This is a genomic window from Shewanella sp. (genome assembly GCF_013214165.1).
Lineage (GTDB): Bacteria > Pseudomonadota > Gammaproteobacteria > Enterobacterales > Shewanellaceae > Shewanella.
In genome coordinates, this window is sequence record NZ_JABSSM010000005.1 from 41,564 (window position 1) to 61,149 (window position 19,586).

Here is a 19,586-nt window from a genome sequence, read left to right on the forward strand (position 1 = left end):
GGTGATTTTCTAATGAAATGTTATTATTGCCTCAGTTTAAGAGAGAGATTTTTATATATGAAAGTAGTCGGTGATTCAGAACATTTTAAACAGCCCTTCGACCATGATGAAGATTATGTCAGTAGAGCTGAAACCAAACGTGAAATTGTGATATATCAAGAGCTAGGCAAGAAACTCGTTGCCTTGAGCAAAACTCAGATCGACAGATTGGAACTTGATGAACTCTTGTATGACAATGTACTAAAAACTAAGACCATAAAAATAAATACTGAGGCTTACCGTCGTCAGCTGCAATTTATTGGCAAGTTAATGCGTTATGTCGACATCGAAGAGCTGCAACTCAAGATGAAAAATATGTTGAACCAGAACAGTAACGAGAGTGCTAAGCAAAATGTCGCTGAAAAATTTAAAGATCAGCTTCTAAGCGAAGGGGACAGTGCTGTACAGGCTCTCATCGAAAAGTATCCAGACTTAGAAAGACAGAAGCTGCGCCAACTCGTACGCCAGTCTAAGAAAGAGCTCACGAAAAAGCCCGATGAGGCATCTAAGTCTGCAATAGAGTTAGTTAAATATATACGCAGCGAACTCGCTGAATAACCTGGCGTAAAATATCGACACCGATATATTCGCCTTATAACGTTGAATTTACCACTATTTTAGTTTCACAAGGATGTTGCTGATGCGACTGATAAAATCTGCCCCCGCTGCATTGTTCACCTTGCTTGTCTTATTGTTTATCGGAGGTTGTAATGGCTCATCCGATGACAGTGGCGATAATGGCGACAACACCGGAGAGTTCGCGCTCTCCCTGAGCTTTAAAAACCTTGTCGACGGCCAATGTGCCGAGGCCAGTAGCGACTTGAGCTTTGCCAGCAACGCCAGCATCTGCGTTGAAGCTAAGCTGACTCAAGGTGGCAGGAATAGCAGCGGCGGCTTAATCAGTTTCAGTGCCACATTCGGCACCTTGACGCCAACGACTAAATTGACAGATTCAACTGGCATAGCTCAAGTCATACTCAGTAATCCTGACCTAGCGGTAGGCGCGGGAACCTTAACGGCGGAGTTTGATACCGGAGCTGCAGAGAATAATATCCTCTTCGCTAATAAGAACTACGAATTTACCAGCACGAGTACGGCACCTGTTGAAGAGACGCCTAAGATCAGTGCCAGTATTGTAAACGGTGCAGCAACAGTGACTCAATTTAAGGTCGATGAGACAGTGCAGCTTCAAGCAGAGTTCCTAGACCCTTCGAGTCAAGGCATAGCGAATCAGCTGGTGACCTTTACCGCCGGCGGCGTGAGCTTAAACCCAAGTACCGCACTCACTAACGCGCAAGGCATAGCTCAGGTTAATTATACCCCAAGCACCAGTGAGCTGGGGGCGGCAAGCCTGAATGTATCGGTAGATTATCAAGAGCAAAATTACCAGATTAATAGCCTGTATGAGGTGCTTTCGGCCGATGCTATCGGGGGTGAAGGCATACTTAAGCTTGGTCATTTCGATAGTAATGACCAATTCGTAGCGGGTGAGTTAGCCAGTTCACTGACCCAAGTCGATGGTAAATACATCATCAGCGCAGGCGGCAGTTTTGGTATCACGGCAACGCTTATCAACCAAGCAGATGATGGCACTATCACTCGAGTGCAGACCCCCTCTTCAATCAGCTTTAGCTCAGATTGTGTACTGGGTAATCATGCTAGCCTAGACACCCCAGTCACCACACTATCAGGCAGTGCGAGTTCAACCTTCCAGGACACCAGCTGTAGCGGCAACAGTGAGCGAGACGATCAGGTGATTGCTAGCACTCAAGCTGGGAATCAAACACTAACGGCCAGTTTTCCTTTCACACTCGCACGCCAGACACTCGCCAGCCTTAGCTTCGTCTCGGCTGAACCTAAGGTGATCCGCATCAAGGGCGCTGGCGGTACAGGCAGCACAGAATCTTCATTGGTGACCTTTAAGGTAACCGGCTCAAACGGGCAGCCTAGTGCCCAGCAAGAGGTATCCTTTTCTCTCGATACTCTCGTCGGTGGCTTACGTTTCTCTAATGGACAAGCTACCACTAGCAGCTTAACTAACTCTGAAGGTTTAGCCAGCGTTCGGGTGCAATCGGGTACAGTGCCAACGCCGGTACGAGTACTCGCCTCGGCGACCGATGCCGACACAGGTGAGACCATTACCAGTCAATCGGAACAATTAACCGTCAATACAGGCCTGCCGCAGCAACTGGGTTTTAGTTTATCTACATCAATAATAAACCCAGAGGCTGGTAATGAAGATGGTGTAACAGCCACGATAACAACCTATGCCTCGGATAGCTTCGGTAACCCAGCACCCGATGACACTACCATCAACTTTACCGCTGAAGGCGGCCAGATAGTCCCTAGTTGCTCAACCGTGAATGGGTCCTGTAGTGTCGAGTGGACATCTGCAAGCCCTAGAGTAGCGAACCACAGAATCACGATACTCGCCTATGCTTTAGGCCATGAAACCTTCTTCGATACCAATGGTAATAACATTTTCGATGATGCTGACGGTGGACCAGTGAATGCTTGTCTGGACTCGGATGATAACTCAATAGCCTGTTCCGGTAATGGCATGGATCGTGAGGCTTACATGCCAAATGGCTTTAGCGATCTAGGTGATGCATTTCGCGATGATAATGAAAATGCAATTCATGACGAAGGCGAAAAGTTCTTTAACCTCAAAGCACAAAATGAATACGGATCTCGCGATACACTATTCAACGGCCCCCAGTGTAGTGGTAGCTTATGTGGAGATAATAATACCTACATTCGTAAAGCATTGATCATGACCATGTCAGGCTCAACGGCACGCTTTACTGTGCTACAAGATGGTAACGAAATTTATAGCACCGAAAATGGTTTTGGTATTATGACTTCAATTCCCGCCGAAAAAAGCTCAACCTTCGTTGTCCGTTTCTATGACAGTGCCAACCAAATAATGCCCGCTGGCAGTACGGCTGCTATTACTGCGACCGATGGGAGTCTGGCCTTTGATGGCTATACCGTGCCTAATGCTAATGCTCATGGCGGAACCAGCACTAGCTTTAGCTTGGCACACTCTGGAACTACGGCTCTGAGCCAAGTCACTATCAGCTTAACCACACCGGGTGGAGTGATAACAAAATTACCCATCTCGGTGCAGCTCGACTAACTATATCCAATAAAAAAGCCCATTTAGATTAATGCTAAATGGGCTTTTTTTTACTTCAAGGCCAAATACTTCACCAGGGTCTAGGAGCCGCTAGCTTTCTAGCCGCTAGCCTCTAGTCTTCTAGTTACCCCGTACCAAGCCAGCACAAAGAATATTGCGAACAAGGCCCATAGCTGTAGCCATTTAGGCATGACACTAGTCCTGTAGGCATCGACCATCTGATTAAGAACTAGCGAGTATCATTACCTGCTGGTTTTAGTCTTCTCTTGACCCCATACCAGGCCAGCATAAAGAACACAGCGAACAAGGCCCATAGCTGTAGCCATTTAGGCATGACACTAGTCCAAGACGCGCCCATCTGATTAAGCTCTAACATGCCCATGATAGCAGGGACGGCTGGGATAACCTGAGACAGCCAAATCAGCGGCTCTGGGATAAGCGCCAATGGCCAGACGAAGCCGGAGACGAACATGATGGGCATAGAGACCAACAACAAGACTTGGGTCGGCAGATCCCGGCGGACAAACAAGCTGCTCAAGGCGATACCTGCAGCGCTAGTTGCCAATAAAAACGGTAACATCCACAGGGCCACCAGACCAAGACTTGCCTGCACGCTGACCTGATACCAGTAAAAACAAAACCCCACATAGAAGCTGCTGAAAAACAGGTAGAGCAGCATGAATGCGCAGATGCGACCACAGATGAGCTGTAGAGGTGAAACATCTCGCCAATAGCCCTTTCTGCGCCATTGGCTGGCACCTAAGATCCCGGTGCCTATCAGTAAAGTCTGATGCAAGATGAGCAAGAAGAGTCCAGGCACCACATAGGGGGTATATCCCAGGCTAAGGTTAAACGCCGGCACACTGTTGATCTTCACCGAGTTTAGGCTTAAATCCGCTTGTTTAGGTGCCTCACCTTTAGCCAGCATGCCCAGCAGTTGTACTTGTTTACCCGCATCCATGCCAGCCGTGATCAGGCCCTCGGCAACCGCGGAATAGATAAGGAAGTAGCTGGCATCACCGCCATAACTTAAGGTGACTCCCTTGCCTAATAGTAGATCTCGCCTGAAATTTTCAGGAATAACCAACAGGCCATGGGCGCGGCCGGATTCTATCCAGCTCTGAGCTTGACTGATACTGGTCACCTGGCCGATGACACTGATTTTCGCACTGGCATCCGCATGACGGATCAGACGGCGGCTCAATGAGGAGCGATCCAGATCCACCACCACCAGCTGCTGTTCGGTCGGTACCTGATGCAGATAAGGTAAGGGGTATAAAACAGAATAAAACAACACACCACCAAATAGGGTCACTGCGATGGCCTTATCAGCCACTATTGCCTTTAGTTCGGCTAATACCAGCTGCCAAAAACTCATCATCTTATTATCTATCACAGATCAGCCTCACTACTTTTCGGCGTCAATTTCGGATCTAACATCGGCCGTTCTGACTCGGCTTTCGCGGCCTTTTCAATGCGGCGTGATAGTAAAAAAAGCACCGGAATGATGCAGAGGAAGCCCCAATAGCTAGTAAGTTGCACAGCTATAGTCTGCCAACCCAGTCCATAACTGACGATGCTGACATGTGAGTCTACATAGTGACTGGACGGCATAATCAAGCGCCACCACTGGGCGAGTATGGGCATCTCATGGACAGGAAACGTGATCCCCATAAACGCAAATGCCGGCGCGAATAATGCGGTGCCGAAACTCACCATGCGCGCGCTGTCTCGCGTGATGAAAAACACCAGCAATACCAGTAGCCAGACCGCCAATAACATCACCAGTTGCGCCAAGATTAATAGCGCTAAGCTTCCCGCCACAGGCAGGGCTAAATACTGATATAGCAGGGCCAGAATAAAGCCACCATGCATGAGTAAAATCGGCGTAAACACGGTAATCTTGGCCCAAACCCTAGGCCAGATACCGCTCTGTGCGGCGAACCCTCCTTCTGGGGTTAACTCCCGGCTTAAGCTGTTGGAAAAAGTGAGCATGGCCAGTAATTGCCAAAGGGCAACTAGCACAGGTGGCACCAGGAAACTCAGATAGTTATTATTGCGATTAAACAGTGCCGTGGTCTGGCTGCTCACCGGACTCAAATGCGACGCTACTTGAGACTTAGGCACGCCTTGAAGCAGTTGTTTCACTCCTGCTACCTCGAGAAGCCCCGCGCCTAATGTGAGCTGGATCTGGCTGGATAAGAGTTTACCCACCAACAAGAACTGACTGTTATAGCGAACATCTATGACCGGGCTATGACCCGTTATAAGATCCCGTTGCAGTCCGTAAGGAAGCACCACTATGCCATATACTTGGGACTGTTTCATGGCGGTTACCGCCGAAGCTAGGTCGACAAAATTCTGCGGGGCAACCACAGGGTTGGCCTGCAATTTACGCGTTAACATACGGCTCAATTGGCTATGATCCGTATCCACAACAGCCACAGGCAGCTGTCTCGGTAAACCCGCACTGAACAGCCACCATAAACAGAGTATGCTCAAGATAGGAATATAGCTCACTAGGGCGAGCTGCCATGGCGAGTTCCACAGTGCGTGGAGCTCACGACGAATAAGGGCCACTAAGCTGTCCATGATAATCTCAGGTTTAGCGAGTTAAGATCGCTGACATGCCGACCCTTAGATCTTTAATGTCTGCATTAGGCCGCAGCTCCACTTCGAAGGTACGCATGTCGAAGTCATGGCCACTCTCAGTCGAACGCCAGGTCGCAAAATCACCCATCACACTAATATGCGACACAGTAAATTCGATCTCACGTTCGAGAGCCGGCAGAGTCAGCATCAGCTTCTGTCCTTTAGAGAACTGCTTAAGCTGATCTTCTCTGACTTGAAATACGGCCCAAGCGTCTTGCATATCTATCAGGCTAACCACAGGGAAGCCGCTAGGAGCGAGCTCACCGGCTTGCAGTAACACTTCGCTTATCTCACCGGACTTAGGTGCGCGCATCTGGCTATCGGCCAAGATGGCACTGACTTCGTGAACGGCACCTTCGGCCATACGAGCATTACCCGCTGCGGCGGCCTTGGTCTCTACTCTCGCCCCCTCTTGAGCCATCTGAAACATGGCTAAGGCAGCCTGCTCTGTGTATTTGGCCGCCTGATACTGAGTAAAGGCTTCATCACGTTTCTGCCTGGCCAGTACGCCTTCGACAAACAAGTTCTCTACCCGTTCGTAGGTGGTCTTGGCTAATGTGGCTCCCGCTTTGGCTTTCAACCACTGCTCACGAGAGGCCATCACCTGCTGCTTACGGGCGCCGCTATTGGCTTCTAGCTGCATCGCCTGAGCCGCATCTCTGCCGCCTTCCGCCTGCATCAACTTGGCATTAAGTTCTGGGCTGTCGATGGCAAACAAGAGATCGCCGACCTCTACCCTATCGCCACGTCTCACCAGTACCTGCTCGACACGCCCGGGAACCTTGGAGGAAATATTGTATTCTCTCGCCTCTATCTGTCCCTGCAGATAGACGGCTTTCGGGGTATAGGCCAGTTTAAGCCCATAGCCCAATGCAGCCACTAAACCCAGTAGGGCCACAACTGCGATTATACGATTAGCCTGCATCATTACTCTCCTGCATCGCGCTAGCCTCGTTACTGCTGCGACCTAAAAATTCATCCAGTTGACCACTCACCGCCATCAAGCGGGCATAGGCCTGCACATAACGGTACTTGGCACCCAGTTGCTGCATCTCAACACCTGTGAGCTTAAGCTCTGCGTCTACCTTCTCGATGGAAGTGGATAATCCCTGACGAAAGGCCAGATCCCGTAGACGTTTATTCTCTGTTGCCAGACTCAGTGATAAGTCTAAAGACTGCACCTCTTCTTGAGCCTGTAGCAATTGACGATAACTTTGATCCAGTAACAAGCTGAGATCTTGCTGCGTCTGCGCCTTGGTATAACGCGCTTGCAGCAGCGCACTCTTAGCCGCCTCGACTTTGCCGCTGCGTCCATCTCTGCTTAGCAAGGGGATCTTGACGCCCACGCCTAACATCCAGTCCGGCTCCATCTTGGAAAACAGGCTGTCGTCTTCATAGAGTGTGTAGTTACCGTAGAGGAAGACCGTCGGTAAATACTGGCCTTTTTCAACGTCAACCAGACCCTGTGCCTGAGCCTCTTTTGCCTCGAGTAATTTCAATGCCGGATGTTGTGCCAGGGTAAGCTGACTTAATCGGGGCAGTGACGGAGCATCATTGAGCATAAACAGCTCGGAGCTAGGGTTCACCTGTCGTTCATGTAACATGCGCGACAGGGCTATTTCTGCCATCTCGGCCTGACGCCTGGCACTGGCAAAGTTGACCTTGGCATTCTCTAATGCAACTTGAGCATTTAATCGCTCAACTTTCGCTATCTGACCTTGCTCTTCCAGCTTAACCGCATGCTCTGCATGTTCTTCAAGTGAGGTAACAAGCTCGCCTCGAGTACGGGCCAGGGCTTGGCTCACTGCTACGCCGTAATAACGATCCACCAGCTGAATGAAGAGATCTCGTGTGGTCAGTTGAAATTCTTGCTCTTTCTCTGCCACATGCGCCGCATGAATGCCTTGAGCCGCGGTGATTTTGCCACCAGTATAGATGGGCCACATGGCTTGGAGGCTGGAGCGGAAGATATCTTGTTCGGTAAAGGGAGTGATAAACATGGAGCCAGGGATCGCTGCCAGTGCCCCACCGAGTGCAGGAGGAAGCGAACCGGGATCCATAGATGCCAAGGGATTAAGATCCCTCAGGTCCATCTCGATGGGCCTCTCTAATCTGGTGTAGCTGCCACTGAGGCTAATAGAGGGAAGGTTGAGATCTTTCCCCGCTTCATGCTCGGCCTCGGCGCGTCGCACTTCCTGTGCGCTAGCCTGTAGTTTATTACTGACTGTTAGCAGCTGCTTCCAGGCTTGTTCGAAGCCCAGATTAGCTGCCTGTGCAGTAAAAGAGCCCAATGCCAAAAATGACACTAGCGCTAACGTTGAAAACTTCATCCCTTTTCCTTTGCACCTTAGCGTGCACAACCTAGAGTGTTTACTCTATTCCTTGGTCGATGTTAGCATTCATTGCGCCTAAATAGAAGGCGCTAAGCCTAGCGCCTTCTCGCCTGAGTTTACGCCGTTCCACCTACGGTTAATTTATCTATCTTGAGTGTTGGCTGGCCAACGCCGACAGGAACACTCTGACCATCCTTACCACAGACGCCGACACCTTGATCTAATGCCAGATCGTTACCCACCATAGATATCTGCCTCATGGCTTCCGGGCCATTGCCGATCAGGGTGGCGCCCTTAATCGCCTGGGTCACTTCACCATTCTCAATCAAATAGGCTTCTGACGCCGAAAACACAAACTTACCGGACGTAATATCGACCTGACCACCACCGAAATTAGGCGCGTAGATACCATTCTTAACGGACTTGATCATCTCAGCCGGATCCGACTCGCCGGCTTCCATATAAGTGTTGGTCATTCTCGGCATTGGCAAGTGTGCATAAGATTCACGACGGCCATTACCCGTGGACTGCTCACCCATGAGGCGCGCATTTAATTTATCCTGCATATAACCTTTCAAGATCCCATCTTGGATCAGCACAGTCTTCTGAGTCTGCACACCTTCATCATCGATGCTCAAGGAGCCGCGCCTGTTTACCAGGGTGCCATCATCGACCACAGTCACCAGCTTAGAGGCGACCTGCTGGCCGACCTTACCGCTGAATGCGCTGCTGCCCTTACGGTTAAAATCACCTTCTAAGCCATGGCCAACCGCTTCATGCAGTAATACACCAGGCCAACCTGGGCCTAAGATCACCGGCATTTCGCCAGCCGGTGCATCTACCGCGTGCAAGTTAACTGCGGCTTGTCTCACCGCTTCTCGAGCAAACTGGAAACAAACTGGCAGACCCGCATCATCAGTCTCCATCATCACCTGATAATCATGACGTCCACCGCCACCACTGGCACCGCGTTCACGTTTGCTATTTTCTTCCAGGATCACGCTACAATTGAAACGCACCAATGGACGAATATCCGCCGCCAAGGTGCCATCACTCGCTACTATGAGTATCTCTTCGTGAACACCTGAGAGGCTGATGACTACCTGAATAATACGGCTATCTAGACTACGAATATACGCATCGGCCTGCTTAAGTAGCGCGATCTTCTTGGCCTCTTCCATCGCCGCGATGGGATCGGCGCTCTGGTACAAGGCCTTCATCTCTGTGCGCTTCCAGGCTTGTACCGAAGCGCTCTCGCCGCCATGGGCTGCAATACTACGAGCCGCCTCGGCGGATGCTGTTAATGCTGCAGGAGTGATCTCATCGGCATAGGCAAATCCCGTTTTCTCACCTGTGATGGCCCGGACGCCCACGCCTCTCTCGATATGAAAACTACCCTCTTTCACTATGCCATCTTCTAATACCCAAGACTCATGACGGCTACCCTGAAAATAGAGATCAGAAAAGTCGACATCATGTTGATGGATCAGCTTGAGATAACCCTGAAGGTCATCCAACGATAGTCCATCTTGTAAAAGGCTTTGCTCAACTTGGGTTAAAAATGGCATTAATTACTCTCTCTTTGTGCGTAATTTTTATAAGACACTGACATCTACTTGCTATGGTTTAGCATCTTTGTGTTGTAACTTTGGCTCAGCAAAGCGGTTATTTCTGGCGATTGGCATCTGCTGCCTAATCTTGATCATCTCATCTCTATCCAGCGTCGACTGGACCCAGCCACAGCCTGTCATCTTCTGGGCTGTGATACGTCCCCACGGGTCGACTACCATACTCTGGCCCCAGGTTTCCCGGCCCCCCTGATTATGCTGTCCCCACTGAGCCGCCGCGAGAATAAAACACTGATTCTCAATCGCTCTGGCCTGGATCAAGGCTTGCCAATGGGCCTCCCCCGTCACCTTAGTGAAGGCGGCTGGTAGGGCAATCAGTTCGGCTCCGGCTAATCTCATGGCTCTGAATAGATCCGGGAAACGCAGATCGTAACATATTGCTAAGCCTAACTTACCAAAGGGTGTGTCGATCACACTAATTTTATCTCCGGCGCAGAAGGTATCGCTCTCACGATACTCCTTAGTCCCATCGGCAACATCGACGTCGAACAAGTGTATTTTATCGTATTCACCCAAGACCCGGCCTAGGTTATCGAAAAGATAGGTACGGTTATAGACTCGGCCATCGCCGACGGCAACGGGGATGCTGCCCGCCACCAGGTAAACATCATAACGGCGCGCCAGATCTGCGAGTGCCGTTTTAAAAGGATTCGATTGGTTATCGCCGGCATACTCGAGTTGCTGGCTCTCGTGACCACCAAACAGGAGACAGCATTCAGGCAAGACTACGAGTTGCGCTTCACCTTCGACTCTGGGAAGTTGATTAAGCTGCGACTCGATATACTCCAAATTCCTGGATACGTCTTGGCTACTTTGGCACTGAAGTAGGTTGATCTGCATCTTCTGTCTCCTTATCTATGCGCTCACTGTCTTTAAAAATTGGCATCTCTATCACGTTTGTTGCCGGTAGTTCGACAGCTGAATTTTGTGCTTGCACCGGTTGTTTCGGCTGAGACTTTTCGTCAGTCTGAGGCCCTTCATCTGGCTGAGGCTCTTCATTTAGCTGAGGCTCTCCATCAGGCTGAAGCTCTTCATTTAGCTGAGGCTCTTTCACACTAGGTAGCGCAGATTCGGGGATCTCTATCTCTTTACTCTTGCGCCCTATCTCTTCTAACTTAGGGTCGGCCATGGTGCCGGTGAGCTGAAAACGTATCTCAGTGATCACTTCAATCACAGGTTCTAATACCTTAGTCAGTGCAAATGCACCTAGGCCGAATGTCCAGCCGCCTGTGGTCAGGAGAACCACAGTAGGCACACTCGAGGCTAATTGCGGCACGAATCGAATATCGTAGTTCAAACTCTCAGTCATCAGATCCGTATAACCTCTGACCTTCATGTTCCCCGCTACCGCGTCCATCTCAGTATCATGAGTTTTGACCACGCCATTATCGATATTCAGGGTGCCGGTGAAGGAGTTAAAATATAAGCCTTTGCCAAATACATCCGAAAAATCTAAGGACAGCTTTCTCAGTAACGAGTCCAGACTAAACAAAGAAAAAATTCTGGCACCTTTATCGCTGACTTCGGAGAGATGTCCCTTGCCTAACTCGAAATTCACCAGGCCATTGAGGCTTTCGATGGAAAACTGATAGGGCGCGCCTTGCCAGGATATTTCAGCATCGACCTCGACCGGCGCATCTTTTAAACCCGGATCCATGTCGACAATTGCCGAAATGGCATCAAATTTTGTCGCGGTTAATGTCACATCGAATTGAGTTAAGTTCTCATTATTGTCATTCTGCCAAATGCCTTTGCCTCGCAACTTGACCTCAGGAGTGGTCAGCGACAGGGTCTGAATGTGATAGCTGTCGCCCTTAGGAGAACCTTGCAGAACCAGGTGCCCGAGAGGACTGCCATAGAAGGAAAATTCATCCACATCCACCGCTATAGGAGGCAGATTGTCCAATATTGTATCGGTTTTAAAGTCAGCCTCTTCCGCTGCCTTAACATTGGGCGCCAGATGGAACTTGGTCGCGACCAACTTGAGTCCCTGGGTCGCCCAGTCCGGATAAAAATCGATTCTACCGTCAAACTCATTCGAACTCGCCTCGAAACGCCAGCTGACAGGGGTGGGATAAGCTGTCATTTTCAGATCGGATAAGGTTTGTCCCATCAGGTTAAAGTCGGCAATGTCTGCATCCAGACTCATCAAGGGCGGGAAAAACGATTCTTGTCTACTCGGCTCTTCAGCTGCCGGATCTGCAATATCGGCTCGAACTTCTAAGCCAGGTTCGACGCCAGTGAGCTCAGCGCCGGCGGTAATCTTAGCCGCGTCACTCACCTTATTTCCGGCGGTAAACTCATTGATGATGGCTAGCCAAGGAGCTAATTCAGTGTGGTCTATGTCTAACTGCAGATGGCCCTTATTTTTTTTCAGTTGATCTCCGGGTTTAAATAAGCGCCCCAAGAGTAGATCATAATGAGCGAGGCGATGACCGGACTCTTGATCGAACCCTCCCCAAAACTCCATCTGCTTACCTAACTTAATGCCTAGAGACGATTGTTTGTTATCACCAATTAACTCGGCCGTTAGCTTTCTTGGCTCGTCTTTGACCTTGGTAAATGGCGCTGGCAACGCCAGCTCGGCGCCCACCAGATCCGTCTCAACCTGAGCCTGTATGCGATAGCCATATGGGTCGAAAACTAAAGTCATAGCCCCCTTCCAGCTAACATCCCCTGAATAGAAATCTTGCAGTGGGTTGTGTAGTTCTTCAGGCAAGTCAGCGAGTGACCAAGCCCCCTTCATATCCAGGTTGAGGCCATAATTTCTGCCGACATTACCCGTATCGAACGTCAAAGAGATGGGTTGTTGATACAGTAAGGCGGTAATATCCTCCCCGTAAACTAGGTCGTTGACGAAACTCACCTGGCCGCTCACCTGGTCGAGTAATACCCCCGGCTCTGTGATATAAACCGGCGTGTTATCGAACGTGATTAAACCGCGAATATCGTGTGTCACAAACTCCCCAGCCTCAGCCTCATATAGAGGAAAGGCGAGATCCAATGACGCCGACACATCACCATTTATCTGCACCACGGCTAAGGTCGACCCAACAGAATCCACCAGTGGAGAGGCCTGTATGACTCGAGTCGCGGCCTGGCCTGAGGTGTGAAGATTAGCCCTAACTTCCAGTAATGGCCTCGCCCCTAACTGAGGAATACTCACCTTAGCGCCATCGACAACCACATCTAATAAATGACCTCGCTCGATGGTGAGTGCCATAGCTTCATTGTCAAATTGCGCCATTAGATTCAAGTTGGTCACAGCCGGCCAATCGGGCAGGAACTTAAACTCCGCATCTTCCAGGGTAAAATTTGCCTTGAATACGCCAGAATGGTCCAGATAGGGGTAATCACTCAAGGCGCCGTTCCAAACCACTAGACCATCTTGAATACGTCCAGCGACTAATCCGACGTTGAGGTAATCGAGCAGACCTTGGCTCATGCCGTCCAGTGGCAGGTAATTACCTACCTCGGCGACATCATTAAGCTTCAATGTTGACAGTAAAGCCAGATGGACTTGCTCCCCAAACTCTAGCTTCATTGCAGCATCGATAGCTAGGTCCTGATTACTCATCTTCAGCTGAGGAACCAATATCGCCTGAGCAAGAAGATCATACTTGGCCTCGAAGGCTTCCCCCGAGAGAGACAAGGGCTGTTTCAAGCCGCGGCCAAAATCTAAGCGGTAATCTTGCTGCGGCACCGACAGATAGAGGGACTCATTTCCCCAACCGAGTTGAAAATCTATGGGTGCGCTACCCGGGATCCCGCCATCTTGTGACCAAGTTAATTGTTTTACCGATAGAGACAGCTGAGGATCATGACCCTTAAGTTTAGTCAGCTTGATGGACTCGATTTCGCCTTGGGGGTCCAGAACCTGCCAGTGTTTCAGGCCGGCTAACTCCAAGCCCGGCACTAGGGGCAACAGGGGTAAGAGTGAGCCAGTATGGAGTCGATCGAGATAGGTGAACAAGCCCTGCTCTCGCATCTCGACAACTAAGTTAAAATCAGGCCAAGCCTGTTGATTAGACTCGAAATCGAGATCGCGACTAGTGAAGCGCCAGCCGGCTTGTGTCGGCAACCACTCGAGCTGGCCGCCCTTGATCTCGAAATACTGCTTTTGCTCATTGAGCTCCCACTCGAGCCAGCTAGGAGAAAACTCTATGATGCTGGACTCGACAGAGCGGTTGCCTAAGTTCATCCAGGCTTGAAGATTAATCACCCCCTCTAACGCCAGCTCCACATTATCATAGGGTTTTTGCTGTCTGGACGCCCATTCCCCAATGTCTAATGACTGGGCGGCGAGATAGACTAGGCCCTTAAGCTCATCGGGCTTATCACCGCTGCCATTAATGTCGATTTGCAGTGACAATAACTCCACCTGTGACGCATCTTCATCGAGATAGAGTTTACCTTGACCGCGATGACGATTTGGAGAGTTAGACCATTTGAGATCCTTGATAAATATGGGGCGGTAATTGTTTTTCTTGCTCAGGAGTTGCAGGCTAGCCTGCTTAATCGAAAAGCGCTCCAGCTGTTCTAATAAGAGGCGATACAACCAGTCGGTATCCATCTCTTGAGCACTCTTGGTGTCACCCGTCTCAGTGAGCTTATCTAGATCTAGGGCAACATGGACACCATCGAAGATCACATTCTCAATTTGTGGTGATGCTGTGAACAGGCTTTCCCAGAAATCCAATTTAATATGCACATCATTTACCACTAAGGTAAATGGCAGGCTCTCTTGGGCAGGGATGACCAGCTTGCTTACCGTTAAGGCTGGCCCAAAAGCCTGCCATTCGGCGCTCAGCAGGCCAACATTGACCCGGATCTGGTATTGCTGTTCGACATATTTAACGAGCTCAGTTCTGACTTCATCGAGCTGAGGTAAAAGCCCACGAAATAGGCTTACCACCAGTGCAAATAGCACCAGAATGCTCGCTAATATTTGCCAGCAAAGCCGGCTGAACTTTCGGGGACAAAATTTACCGAACACTAGATTATTACCACGTCGAACTTATTTTGAGCATACATGGGCTCATTCTTAAGCTTAACTTGTTTACCAATATAGACGCCGAGTTCGGCGATCAGATGGCTCTCTTCACCCGTCAAACTGTTATGAACCGCGGGCGAGCAATACACTAAAAACTCGTCTGCGTCATAGGTGCGGTTGAGTCTGATGATCTCTCTGAAGATCTCATAAGACACGGTCTCAACCGTCTTCAGACTCCCGGTGCCTAAACATACCGGACACTCTCCACACAAGACATGCTCTAAACTCTCTCTGGTACGTTTGCGAGTCATCTCCACTAAGCCTAAACCAGAGAAACCACTAATATTAGTTTTAACCCGATCCAGAGATAGCGCAAGCTCCAGGCTATTAAGCACGCGTTTTTGATGCTCAGTATCCAGCATATCGATAAAATCTATGATGATGATGCCGCCAAGATTACGCAGCCTCAACTGACGAGCGATGGCTTGAGTCGCTTCGAGGTTAGTATTGAAGATGGTATCTTCGAGATTTCGATGGCCGACGAACGCCCCCGTATTGATATCCACCGTCGTCATGGCTTCGGTCTGATCTATGATCAGGTAGCCCCCAGATTTCAATTCAACTTTGCGCCCCAATGCTCGCTGCGCTTCATTTTCAACATCATAGAGATCGAAAATAGGCACAGGGCCTGAGTAATGCTCAATTTTGTCGGCAATCTCAGGCATAAATTCTTGGGCGAATGCCAGCAGCTCATCGAAGGTCTTGCTAGAATCGACCTTGATCTTATCGAGCTCGGTGCCGACGAAATCACGCACGATGCGCACAGGCAGTGCCAGATCTTGATATAGCAGAGACACACCCGGACGCTTGCGTCGCTCACTGACCTTGGCCCACACCCGGCGAAGGAATGCGGCATCCTGGACTAGCTCTTGCTCACCGGCACTCTCAGCCGCGGTGCGAATGATAAAGCCGCCATCTTCATCGACAAAAGGCTGTGTTAAGCCTTTCAAACGGGCACGAACCGCTTCAGACTCGATACGCTGAGAAACCCCGATATGACTCGAGCCGGGCATAAACACCAGATAGCGAGAGGGTAAGGTGATATCCGTCGTCAGCCGAGCCCCCTTGGTACCTAAGGGATCTTTCACTACTTGTACTATGATATCTTGCCCTTGCCTTACCAGCTGAGCGATATCGCGTACCACGAAGTTACCCTTCTCGACATCGGCAACACACTCGGTGTGAGGTACGATATCAGAGGCATGCAAGAAGGCCGCCTTATCCAGGCCGATATCAACAAATGCCGCCTGCATTCCCGGCAAGACACGACTCACCTTGCCCTTGTAAATATTGCCCACCAGGCCGCGTTTCATTCGCCTCTCGATATGGACTTCCTGCAACACGCCATGTTCAACCAAGGCGACGCGGGCTTCCGTGGGAGTCACATTGATCAATAGTTCAGAACCCATCTTTCTCTGTACTCTGTTTCTGACTATGCGACTCATATTTACACTCTCTTTTATTAGGGTTTCAGTTTCCAGGTTCTAGGGCCTAGATAACGTTATAAAATGTTCATTTCTTGCAGTAGCGCTCGGGTCTCTACCATAGGCAAGCCCACTACAGCAGAATAGCTGCCATCTATGCGCTCGACAAAGCTGCCACCTAAGGCCTGGATACCATAGGCGCCGGCTTTATCCATGGGTTCGCCAGTAGCGATATAGGCCAAGATATCCTGCTCGGTTAAGCGGCAAAATTGTACCTTGGTCTCAACCAGGCGCGTCACCGTCTTGCTCCCATCCGTTAAAGCCACAGCCGTCATGACGCTATGAACCTGACCCGATAACTGGGATAGTATCTTCAGGGCATCGGCTTCGTCGACGGGTTTACCTAAAATCTTATCGCCTAATAGCACTATGGTATCTGAACCAAGTACCACTGGGGTTCCCTCGACTCGACACAAGTCCAGCCCTGCTAGGGCCTTTTCTACTGCCAGACGAGACACGAACACTTGAGGCGTCTCTCCGGGGATATGACTCTCATCGATATCCGCCGCCAGGGTAGTAAAACTAAAATCGGCACGTGAAAAACCTAACTGAGTCAGTATCTCTTTTCTACGCGGGGAGGCCGAAGCCAATACCAGAGGAGCGAAAGAAGCCATTTCATCTCACCTTATATAAACGTCGTAAGCGACGTAACATCCAAAATACCCAGGGCCAGATAATCAAACTGGAAATAGCGGGCAAGAACAGGTTCACATCGAATGTGACTGTGGCAGTCGACACCGCAAATTGAACCCAAAACACCACCAGATGATGCAGGCAGACTAGACTAGAAATCATCAAGGCCTGCTGCCACATGGGGAAGTTACGCAAGCGCTGAAAATGAAGTACCACCACGTAGACGACTAATGACATGGCTAGCGCACGAATACCTAAGTGAGCCCCCAGCAAGATATCTAACATCACCCCGAGTGCAAAGGCTGATAAAATATTGTATCTGTGGGGTAACGCCATAGCCCAATAGATGATAACCAGTAATAACCAGTCGGGACGCCAGGCTTCGACTATATCCGGCAAGGGCATGATCTGTAATAACATGGCGCCGAGAAGGCTTAACCACACCACCCAACGGCCATTGGCAATATGCATGCTCATTCGCTCACCTCTTGCTTAGCTTCAGACTTAAGCTCTAATTTCATGCCACTGGATTGAGCTACAGGAATGTCATTATGATCTTGGCTGTGTTCGAGTTCATCGGGCCAAATAAGCAGCAAGTATCGAATACGATCTAATGCCGCCAATGGTTGAGCCGTGACCGTGGCGTAACTCTGGCCATCATCTTTAATCACGCTTATCACACGAGCCACTGGATAGCCTTCGGGAAAACGATTACCTAGCCCGGAGGACACCAGCAGATCGGCGACACGAATATCTGTGCTCTTAGAAACAAATTTAAGTTCCAGCTCATCGAGCACACCCGTGCCATGCACCACCAGACGCACATCGTTACGTGTTATACGCACAGGAATAGCGTGAGTGACATCTGAAATAAGCAGCACTCGACTGGTTAACTCACTGACTTGCACTATTTGGCCTACGACACCTTGTGCATCCACCACAGGCTGGCCAACAAACACGCCGGTTCTTTGCCCTTGGTTTAACACCACATATTGATGATAGGGGTCGCTGGCAATTGCCATCACCTCGGCAACCACTTTCTTGGAATCCATGTGTACGGGAGAGCCCAGCAAGCCACGCAAACGATCATTTTCCTGTCTTAGATGCTCGAAACGCTGCAGACGCTCACTCATCAGCAGCTGTTGACGCAATAGCGCCTTGTTTTGTTTAGCCAGCATGTCGCGAGTCGCAAGATTCTCGGCAGACCAATCGAGCAGGGCGCCGGGCACATTGGCAACGTATTGCAGTGGGCTTAGAACAGAAGAAATAGATTGACGAACAGGATCGAGCCGGCCGTTGGCCACAATGAGGATCACCGACAAAATAATAGCCAGTGTTAATCTAAACTGGTTTGAAATACCACGAGCAAAAATGGGCTTCATAAAAAACTATAAGTGGTTACGAAATACTAATGAGTATTCATGGGATCATAAAAACAAAATCAGGTTTTATGCCCTATGGCGATAATGAGGCACAAAAAAAAGGCGGGTTAACACCGCCTCATTCGACCCAATTAGGTTTCTTCGGAGAAGAGATCGCCGCCATGCATATCGATCATCTCTAGGGCCTTACCACCGCCTCGAGCAACACAGGTTAATGGGTCATCGGCAACCATGACAGGAATCCCCGTTTCTTGCATGAGTAAACGGTCCAGATCGCGGATTAATGCGCCACCACCGGTTAACACCATGCCACGCTCGGAGATATCTGAGGCAAGTTCCGGTGGAGATTGCTCCAGTGCAACCATCACAGCACTGACAATGCCAGATAATGGCTCTTGCAACGCTTCTAAAATTTCATTGCTGTTCAGGGTAAAGCTACGAGGTACGCCTTCGGCTAAATTACGACCGCGCACTTCGATCTCTAATACTTCATCGCCCGGATATGCTGTACCGATCGTGTGCTTGATGCGTTCGGCTGTCGCCTCACCGATCAGGCTACCGTAGTTGCGACGCACATAGTTGATGATGGCATCATCAAACTTGTCACCACCGATTCGAACAGAAGACGCATATACCACGCCATTGAGTGAGATGATGGCCACTTCGGTAGTACCACCACCAATATCGACAACCATAGAACCCGTCGCCTCAGAAACAGGCAGGCCTGCACCTATCGCAGCCGCCATAGGCTCTTCTATCAAGTAAACTTCACGAGCGCCTGCGCCCATAGCAGATTCGCGAATCGCACGGCGTTCGACCTGTGTCGCGCCAACAGGTACACAAACCAAGACTCTAGGGCTTGGACGGAACACACTGTTATTGTGCACTTGCTTGATAAAATGCTGCAACATCTTCTCAGTCACATAAAAGTCGGCAATAACACCGTCTTTCATCGGACGTATAGCCTGGATATTACCCGGAGTACGCCCCAACATCTGCTTAGCTTCTGTACCTACAGCCGCCACGGACTTCTGTCCGCCATTCCCTCGCTCAGTACGAATAGCAACAACTGAAGGTTCGTTGAGTACTATCCCTTCATCGCGAACGTAAATTAAGGTGTTAGCCGTACCCAAATCGATCGAAAGATCGTTAGAAAAAATGCCACGCAGCTTCTTGAACATGTAACCAGCCTGTCTCAGTGTCGAATTCGAAAAAATAAAAATCAGCTAACTCTAACAACCAC

14 protein-coding genes and 1 pseudogene are annotated in these 19,586 nt (G+C 49.8%); 2 read left to right on the forward strand and 13 right to left on the reverse strand.

Features of this window, described 5'->3' with window-relative positions:
• Positions 1 to 57 precede the first annotated feature (57 nt).
• Both yjgA and HRU42_RS02735 read left to right on the forward strand, forming a co-directional pair.
• Positions 58 to 597, forward strand: coding sequence for a ribosome biogenesis factor YjgA (yjgA, locus tag HRU42_RS02730; protein ID WP_295028810.1), 540 nt, complete (start codon positions 58 to 60; stop codon positions 595 to 597).
• 82 nt (positions 598 to 679) lie between these two features.
• On the forward strand, positions 680 to 3,178 hold the full coding sequence (locus HRU42_RS02735; protein ID WP_295028811.1) for an Ig-like domain-containing protein: 2,499 nt from the start codon (positions 680 to 682) through the stop codon (positions 3,176 to 3,178).
• Positions 3,179 to 3,276: 98 nt separating this feature from the next.
• On the opposite strand, the pseudogene HRU42_RS02740 reads toward HRU42_RS02735, so the two are convergent.
• From HRU42_RS02740 to HRU42_RS02800, 13 genes and pseudogenes are all read right to left on the reverse strand, one after another.
• Positions 3,277 to 3,411: pseudogene (locus HRU42_RS02740) on the reverse strand (ABC transporter permease); the annotation flags it as partial.
• The gene (locus tag HRU42_RS02745) at positions 3,408 to 4,556 is read right to left on the reverse strand and encodes an ABC transporter permease (protein WP_295028843.1); all 1,149 of its coding nucleotides are present in this window, start codon (positions 4,554 to 4,556) and stop codon (positions 3,408 to 3,410) included. The gene HRU42_RS02745 and the pseudogene HRU42_RS02740, both read right to left, overlap by 4 nt.
• A 14-nt stretch (positions 4,557 to 4,570) precedes the next feature.
• Positions 4,571 to 5,770 (reverse strand): ABC transporter permease, encoded by a 1,200-nt coding sequence (locus HRU42_RS02750; protein WP_295028812.1) that lies wholly within the window; start codon positions 5,768 to 5,770, stop codon positions 4,571 to 4,573.
• A gap of 13 nt (positions 5,771 to 5,783) precedes the next feature.
• Complete coding sequence (locus HRU42_RS02755; RefSeq protein WP_295028813.1) at positions 5,784 to 6,755, reverse strand: HlyD family secretion protein; 972 nt, start codon at positions 6,753 to 6,755, stop codon at positions 5,784 to 5,786.
• A complete protein-coding gene (locus tag HRU42_RS02760) occupies positions 6,745 to 8,160 on the reverse strand; it encodes a TolC family protein (RefSeq protein WP_295028814.1) in 1,416 nt (471 codons plus the stop codon). The genes HRU42_RS02755 and HRU42_RS02760 overlap by 11 nt, the downstream gene beginning before the upstream one ends.
• 119 nt (positions 8,161 to 8,279) lie before the next feature.
• Complete coding sequence (tldD, locus tag HRU42_RS02765) at positions 8,280 to 9,731, reverse strand: metalloprotease TldD (RefSeq protein WP_295028815.1); 1,452 nt, start codon at positions 9,729 to 9,731, stop codon at positions 8,280 to 8,282.
• A 51-nt stretch (positions 9,732 to 9,782) separates the two neighbouring features.
• Positions 9,783 to 10,631, reverse strand: a complete 849-nt coding sequence (locus tag HRU42_RS02770) for a carbon-nitrogen hydrolase family protein (protein ID WP_295028816.1) — start codon at positions 10,629 to 10,631, stop codon at positions 9,783 to 9,785.
• A complete protein-coding gene (locus HRU42_RS02775) occupies positions 10,600 to 14,787 on the reverse strand; it encodes a YhdP family protein (RefSeq protein WP_295028817.1) in 4,188 nt (1,395 codons plus the stop codon). Before HRU42_RS02775 ends, HRU42_RS02770 begins: the two co-directional genes overlap by 32 nt.
• Positions 14,787 to 16,253: a ribonuclease G gene (gene rng, locus HRU42_RS02780; protein ID WP_295028844.1), complete on the reverse strand. Its 1,467-nt coding sequence runs from the start codon at positions 16,251 to 16,253 to the stop codon at positions 14,787 to 14,789. Before rng ends, HRU42_RS02775 begins: the two co-directional genes overlap by 1 nt.
• Before the next feature lie 92 nt (positions 16,254 to 16,345).
• Entirely contained in the window at positions 16,346 to 16,942 is a 597-nt protein-coding gene (locus tag HRU42_RS02785) for a nucleoside triphosphate pyrophosphatase (protein ID WP_295028818.1), read from the reverse strand.
• A 1-nt stretch (position 16,943) separates the two neighbouring features.
• Entirely contained in the window at positions 16,944 to 17,438 is a 495-nt protein-coding gene (gene mreD / locus HRU42_RS02790; protein ID WP_295028819.1) for a rod shape-determining protein MreD, read from the reverse strand.
• The gene (mreC, locus tag HRU42_RS02795) at positions 17,435 to 18,343 is read right to left on the reverse strand and encodes a rod shape-determining protein MreC (protein WP_295028820.1); all 909 of its coding nucleotides are present in this window, start codon (positions 18,341 to 18,343) and stop codon (positions 17,435 to 17,437) included. Before mreC ends, mreD begins: the two co-directional genes overlap by 4 nt.
• Before the next feature lie 131 nt (positions 18,344 to 18,474).
• Positions 18,475 to 19,524, reverse strand: coding sequence for a rod shape-determining protein (locus tag HRU42_RS02800; RefSeq protein ID WP_295028821.1), 1,050 nt, complete (start codon positions 19,522 to 19,524; stop codon positions 18,475 to 18,477).
• Positions 19,525 to 19,586 lie beyond the last annotated feature (62 nt).

Bases quoted from the DNA above. Each gene is read 5' to 3' on its own strand.
- yjgA (WP_295028810.1), top strand. From the start codon at position 58: ATGAAAGTAGTCGGTGATTCAGAACATTTTAAACAGCCCTTCGACCAT.
- HRU42_RS02735 (WP_295028811.1), top strand. From the start codon at position 680: ATGCGACTGATAAAATCTGCCCCCGCTGCATTGTTCACCTTGCTTGTC.
- HRU42_RS02745 (WP_295028843.1), bottom strand. From the start codon at position 4,556: ATGAGTTTTTGGCAGCTGGTATTAGCCGAACTAAAGGCAATAGTGGCT.
- HRU42_RS02750 (WP_295028812.1), bottom strand. From the start codon at position 5,770: ATGGACAGCTTAGTGGCCCTTATTCGTCGTGAGCTCCACGCACTGTGG.
- HRU42_RS02755 (WP_295028813.1), bottom strand. From the start codon at position 6,755: ATGCAGGCTAATCGTATAATCGCAGTTGTGGCCCTACTGGGTTTAGTG.
- HRU42_RS02760 (WP_295028814.1), bottom strand. From the start codon at position 8,160: ATGAAGTTTTCAACGTTAGCGCTAGTGTCATTTTTGGCATTGGGCTCT.
- tldD (WP_295028815.1), bottom strand. From the start codon at position 9,731: ATGCCATTTTTAACCCAAGTTGAGCAAAGCCTTTTACAAGATGGACTA.
- HRU42_RS02770 (WP_295028816.1), bottom strand. From the start codon at position 10,631: ATGCAGATCAACCTACTTCAGTGCCAAAGTAGCCAAGACGTATCCAGG.
- rng (WP_295028844.1), bottom strand. From the start codon at position 16,253: ATGGGTTCTGAACTATTGATCAATGTGACTCCCACGGAAGCCCGCGTC.
- HRU42_RS02785 (WP_295028818.1), bottom strand. From the start codon at position 16,942: ATGGCTTCTTTCGCTCCTCTGGTATTGGCTTCGGCCTCCCCGCGTAGA.
- mreD (WP_295028819.1), bottom strand. From the start codon at position 17,438: ATGAGCATGCATATTGCCAATGGCCGTTGGGTGGTGTGGTTAAGCCTT.
- mreC (WP_295028820.1), bottom strand. From the start codon at position 18,343: ATGAAGCCCATTTTTGCTCGTGGTATTTCAAACCAGTTTAGATTAACA.
- HRU42_RS02800 (WP_295028821.1), bottom strand. From the start codon at position 19,524: ATGTTCAAGAAGCTGCGTGGCATTTTTTCTAACGATCTTTCGATCGAT.